We start from the raw sequence: 5,446 nt of genomic DNA, 5'->3' as shown, positions 1-5,446 counted from the left end.
TCTTGGACAATCCATTTATACTAACTAACCTCTTATCAATATTTTGGGAGATATTATATATAATAAACATAGAACTACTATTCTGTAAAATATGTTTTTATATCATTCATTATCAATTCATTAAATTAACTCATAATGATTGGCACTATATTTTGCATGACTACCAAAGATTATTCAGCTGCCAAAGCCAAACCCTTGCTGGTAAGAAACTTTGAAAGTAATCCCACCGTGTTTAGTAAATTTCACCGCATTACCTAACGCATTAATCAAAATCTGCCGTACTCGTTTTTCATCTGCTTGAACCTCTTCAGGGAGATTGTTCATTTTCTCAAAAATAAACGCAATACCCTTCTGTTGAGCACGCATTTCAAACGCTTGCATCACTTTGTGTAAAAACGAGTTTAAATGAATATCAGCAGGAGCTAATTCAATGGCATCCGCTGTATGTTCTGGGTTACGTGGCTGATCTGATACATTTTCAAAGCTAAACTCAGAATTATCCCAGTTGCGATAATACTGAGAAATACGACCCAATGCGTGTGCAGGTAAAAAGCCCACTGTTTTTTCAGTTAATGGAATTTCACTACTTAAAAATTATTTATGGTAAATTCATCGCACCGACATTAAGACATTCTTGGCTTTGCCTCCTTGTTCCCATAATACAAATTCAGCATTCTGTTTCGCTGTGTGATAATTTCGGGTTTCAATGATGGTAAAAGTAATGAGCTAGGCAACCCCGATATTCAACAGTAATTTTGTCTGTAGATTCATGACTCCTCCTAATCATGTATTGAAAAAGACTTAATAATTTTTCTTTAAATATAAAAACAATGTCTAAACATATTTTAAAGCATAGTAAATACAATAGGTTTCAGTAAATTAAAGTCGTAAAACTTAAACTTAAATAACAGTCAAAAATTTCATAATTCATTTATACTATTAACATAGCACCAATTGCATGGACCTCTTGATATGTATCGGTTACTGTTTATATCATATCTTTTTTTACTTACAGCCTGTACCGAGCGACCTATTTATATTGGCTTTGCAGGTGAAATCACAGGACGGCATTCTACTGAAAACGTTGCAGCCCGCAATGGGATAGAGCTTGCGGTTGACCTGATTAATCAACAAGGTGGTATTCATGGACAACCCATTAAGCTACTTATAAAAAATGATAAGGGCGATCCTGAGCTTGCACAACAGGTTGATGCCGAATTAGTGAAGCAAGGTGTGGTGGCAATTATTGGCCACATGGCCAGCCAGCCAACGATTGCAGCTTTGCCACAAATCAATGATAGCGAAACGATTTTATTTAGTCCGACTGTTGCTCGGTTAGCAGGACAAAAAGATTACTTTTTCCGTGCTGCTCCCAGTATTCAACAAGAAGCTAAAGCTTTTCCTAATTATTTGTATAATGAACTAGGTATTCGTGAGTTAGTCGGGATTATTGACACCAACAATCGTGATTATACAGAAGCACTCTGGAGTGTTATTTATCAAGATTTTAACAAGCTTGGTGGTGAAATAAAGCATAGTTTATACATTGTTCATGATGATTTAAAAAAATTCATTGCAGAAAGCGGGCTAGACCGAATACAGCCTGAGGCAATCATGTTTCTGTCCAGTGCCAATGATGTTGCATTGCTCGCACAATTTGCGCGTCAACAAGGTATTCAGTCCCAATTCTTTGCACCTGTTTCCGCCCATAATCAAGATTTAATTCTCAAAGGTGGGCGAGCGGTGGAAAATATGCAAGTGTTGTCGATTTATAATCCAGAAAACCCTTATCAGCATTTCCAATTATTTGCTCAGCAATATCAACAGCGTTATCGGCAAAATCCAAGTTATGGCGCTGCTTATGGATTTGAGACTGCCAAAATATTGGCATACGCTTTGCGACAAACTCGAGGGAAATCTCAGGGTCTTTCTCAAGCGTTATTGGATATAAAACAACTACCCGCTGTCCAAGGTACAATTAGTATTGATGCCTATGGTGACATCCAACGTGACTTATACATCATGCAAGTCAAACAGGGTCAATTCAAGGTGGTTCATACGGTGTCAGGTTCATAATGAACAAACAACATTCTCTCAGAACTGCATTTTTTCAAATGATAATGGTATTGGGGCTGCAAGTCGCTCTGATTCTTATCAGTATTTTGTGGCTTGGCATCCACTATGTGCAGCAAGAAATTTTACGTCATCAAACCTTACTTATTGAAGCCTTAACCGAACAGACTGAACGTTATCTAACAGAAACCGAAAGCCTTATCACCACGTTAGGCACGAGTTTGCCCAATTTTGAACAATCCAAACAACAATATTTACTGGCTCAAACCCGTCAAAATTATCCACGTTTAAATAGCCTTTATTTTATTAATGCTAAAGGCTACGTCACGATTGAAGATAGTTTACAGCATGATTTTCGCACCCCGTTGCAAGATTTAGATTTATCCAATACACCTTATTTTCATCATGCTCAACAGTCAAAAAATACCTATTTTTCTGAACCGTTTATTTCTATTGCTAATGAGAAAGTATCACTCACCTTGGCAGTGCCAATTTATCATCAATTAGAACAACAATTCTTAGGGGTATTGGTTGGTGAACTGAATTTAGAATTGCTACAAAATACCGTAGAACGGGTGCATTTGGACCCCAGTACCCAAGTATTTATTGTGGCTAAAGATGGGACTGTTATTGCACATCCGCAGCATGTTTGGGTGCAAGAACGGCGTAACTTAGGCAATTTAACCCTAGTCAAAATGAGCATGTCTGGGCAACGAGGCTTCCGTATTTTCAATGAAAACAACACTTGGCTACTGGGCAGTGTTGCTGCAACACATAATCAATGGATAGTGGTCACAACTCAGCCTTTATTTATTGCAGCTCGCTCAATTATTATGATGGTGCTATTGGCCGCTTTGATTTTAAGCGTTAATTTATTGTTGTTATTCAGTATGATGCGTAGTCAGCATACTGAAATTGTACAGCCTTTGTCAATGTTAGTTGAAGAAGCCAATGTATTAGCCAGTGGTACTTACCGTCGTCTGAGTATTGAACGTTTAGGCACATTACAAGAAGTGATTAGTTTAGGCCGCAACTTCGATCAAATGGTAGGTGCGGTACAAGAACGAGATAAAGCTTTAGCCCAACGCTTGGCAGAAACCCAAAAAGCCAAGGAAGAAGCGGAAGCAGCAACCCGTGCTAAAACTGATTTTCTCGCCAATATGAGTCATGAATTGCGCACGCCATTGAATGCAATTATTGGTTATAGTGAGATTTTACAAGAAGATGCACAAATGATTGGTGAAGATGGCTTTGTGAATGATTTAGCATTCATCAATTCAGCAGGTGAAAATTTACTGTCTATTGTTAATGATTTACTAGATATTTCTAAAATTGAAGCAGGCAAAATGATGCTATATCCAGAAACATTCGATATATCCGCAGTGATTCAAGAAATTGCCACAACCTCTGAGTCTGTGATTAGCGCGAACAATAACCAATTGCTGATTAATTGCGCTGCCCAAATTGGTGAAGCTCATACTGATTTAATCAAATTCCGTCAATGTGTGCTTAAATTACTTGATAATGCGGCTAAGTTCACTCATAACGGACAGATTATAATCAATGTAAGTTTGGAAAAAACAGAGTCGGAACATAGTTTGATTTGTGAAATTGAAGATAATGGGATTGGTATTAGTGAAGAAAAAATGGGGCATTTGTTTGAAATTTTCACTCAAGTGGATAGCTCGACCACTCGACAATATGGTGGTACGGGTTTGGGTTTGGCAATTACACGCAATTTTGCACAGCTCATGGGTGGTGATGTCAGTGCGCAGAGTAAGCTAGATATTGGTAGCGTGTTTACCCTCCGATTACCCATAAAAATAGATAAACAAAAATCACAGCGACAAACTATTTGCCATACACCATTGAAACCATTACCTTCTCAAGGAGGCCTCATCCTGATTGCAGAAGATAATCCAACAGAACAAGCGCTGTTAACTTTTTATTTACAGCAGTCTGAATGTCAGGTTATTGTGGCTAAAGACGGCTCTGAGTGCTTGCATTTAGCGAAACGCTACCAACCTGATTTGATTTTGCTAGATATTTTAATGCCTAAGATTGATGGTTGGATTGCTCTTTATGAATTGAAAACCAATGAAAACTTAGCCAGTATCCCCGTATTTGTATTGTCTATGTTAGAAGGTGAACAACGTCGTGCGCTATCTATGGGGGCATCGGAGTTTTTGTCCAAGCCCGTACAAGCTGATATTTTATTGCAAACGCTTGAAAAATATAGACAATATGCTAGTTAACTAAGCAATCGTCCCAGAAGAATCGAATAATTTATAACGATCTTGGGAGTCACCTTAATCATTCGAGCCAAATAACGGAATAAACCAAAGAAAATAAATAAGAATAATGAGTTACACAGCACTTATAACGGGTAGCAATACGTCTATCGTTTTTTGATTTTTGAAATAAACATTTTATAAGGTTACAGTCTTTATACAATACCTCATCAAAGTCTCTTACATCCATTCTGTTTTTTTGCGGAATAACAGCAATAGCCATATCTTATTGGGTCATCTCATCTGAATCATAACCTTTTTATCAGCTAATACATAGCTCGCCTCAAAACCTTCTGAGGATTGGAGTTAAATTGTAACAAAAACGTTTAAGCTGCAGATTTTTGAACAGAGCCTAGCGGATGGTGAGGTGGACAGGATTTTTGTTTTTAATCTTGTTTATCCTTAAATCTGTGTAATCTTGTCTACAATTCCTCTAAAATACCCCAGATAAGCAAAGTAAACTAAATAAATACAAGTCAAAAATTATCAATGAACAATACAGGCATACAAGATAGCTCCTCTTGTCAATCCAAAACCCGTCAACAAATTGGTCAATCACGTCGTTGGGTCATTAAAATCGGCAGTGCGCTACTCACGGATAATGGTCGTGGTTTAGATACACAGAGCATTCAACGCTGGGTTGCACAAATGGCAGCCTTAAAACAACAGCATCAAATTGAAATTGTCCTTGTTTCATCAGGCTCAGTGGCTGCGGGGATGCAACGTCTCAACTGGACACAACGCCCAACCGAAGTGTTTAAACTACAAGCAGCTGCGGCTGTGGGTCAAATGGGTATGGTGCAAACCTATGAAACGTGTTTTCAAAAACATCAACTACATACCGCACAAGTCCTACTTACCCATGATGATTTATCCAATCGTCAACGCTATTTAAATGCCCGCAGTACATTAACAACTTTGATTGATTTAGATGTTATTCCCATCGTGAATGAAAACGATACGATTGCAACCGATGAAATCCGTTTTGGTGATAATGATACGCTGGCAGGCTTAGTGACTAACTTAATTGAAGCTGATTTACTGGTGATTTTGACTGATCAACAAGGTTTGTACGAAGCTGA

Annotated in this window: 4 protein-coding genes; 3 read left to right on the top strand and 1 reads right to left on the bottom strand. The window is 38.0% G+C overall.

Annotated elements, in window-relative coordinates:
- Positions 1-174: 174 nt before the first annotated feature.
- Entirely contained in the window at positions 175-558 is a 384-nt protein-coding gene (locus ABXH34_RS17540) for a hypothetical protein (protein WP_353573180.1), read from the bottom strand.
- 414 nt (positions 559-972) lie between these two features.
- Between ABXH34_RS17540 and ABXH34_RS17535 the strand changes: the two genes are divergently transcribed.
- From ABXH34_RS17535 to proB, 3 genes are all read left to right on the top strand, one after another.
- The gene (locus ABXH34_RS17535; RefSeq protein ID WP_353573179.1) at positions 973-2,076 is read left to right on the top strand and encodes an ABC transporter substrate-binding protein; all 1,104 of its coding nucleotides are present in this window, start codon (positions 973-975) and stop codon (positions 2,074-2,076) included.
- Positions 2,076-4,328, top strand: a complete 2,253-nt coding sequence (locus ABXH34_RS17530; protein WP_353573178.1) for a hybrid sensor histidine kinase/response regulator — start codon at positions 2,076-2,078, stop codon at positions 4,326-4,328. The genes ABXH34_RS17535 and ABXH34_RS17530 overlap by 1 nt, the downstream gene beginning before the upstream one ends.
- A gap of 525 nt (positions 4,329-4,853) precedes the next feature.
- The coding region (gene proB / locus ABXH34_RS17525; protein WP_353573177.1) for a glutamate 5-kinase at positions 4,854-5,446 on the top strand (593 nt) is incomplete at its 3' end.

The organism is Candidatus Albibeggiatoa sp. nov. BB20 (genome assembly GCA_016744725.1).
Lineage (GTDB): Bacteria > Pseudomonadota > Gammaproteobacteria > Beggiatoales > Beggiatoaceae > Albibeggiatoa.
This window is presented reverse-complemented; position numbering and strand designations above follow the sequence as displayed.

Bases quoted from the DNA above. Each gene is read 5' to 3' on its own strand.
- ABXH34_RS17530 (WP_353573178.1), top strand. From the start codon at position 2,076: ATGAACAAACAACATTCTCTCAGAACTGCATTTTTTCAAATGATAATG.
- ABXH34_RS17535 (WP_353573179.1), top strand. From the start codon at position 973: ATGTATCGGTTACTGTTTATATCATATCTTTTTTTACTTACAGCCTGT.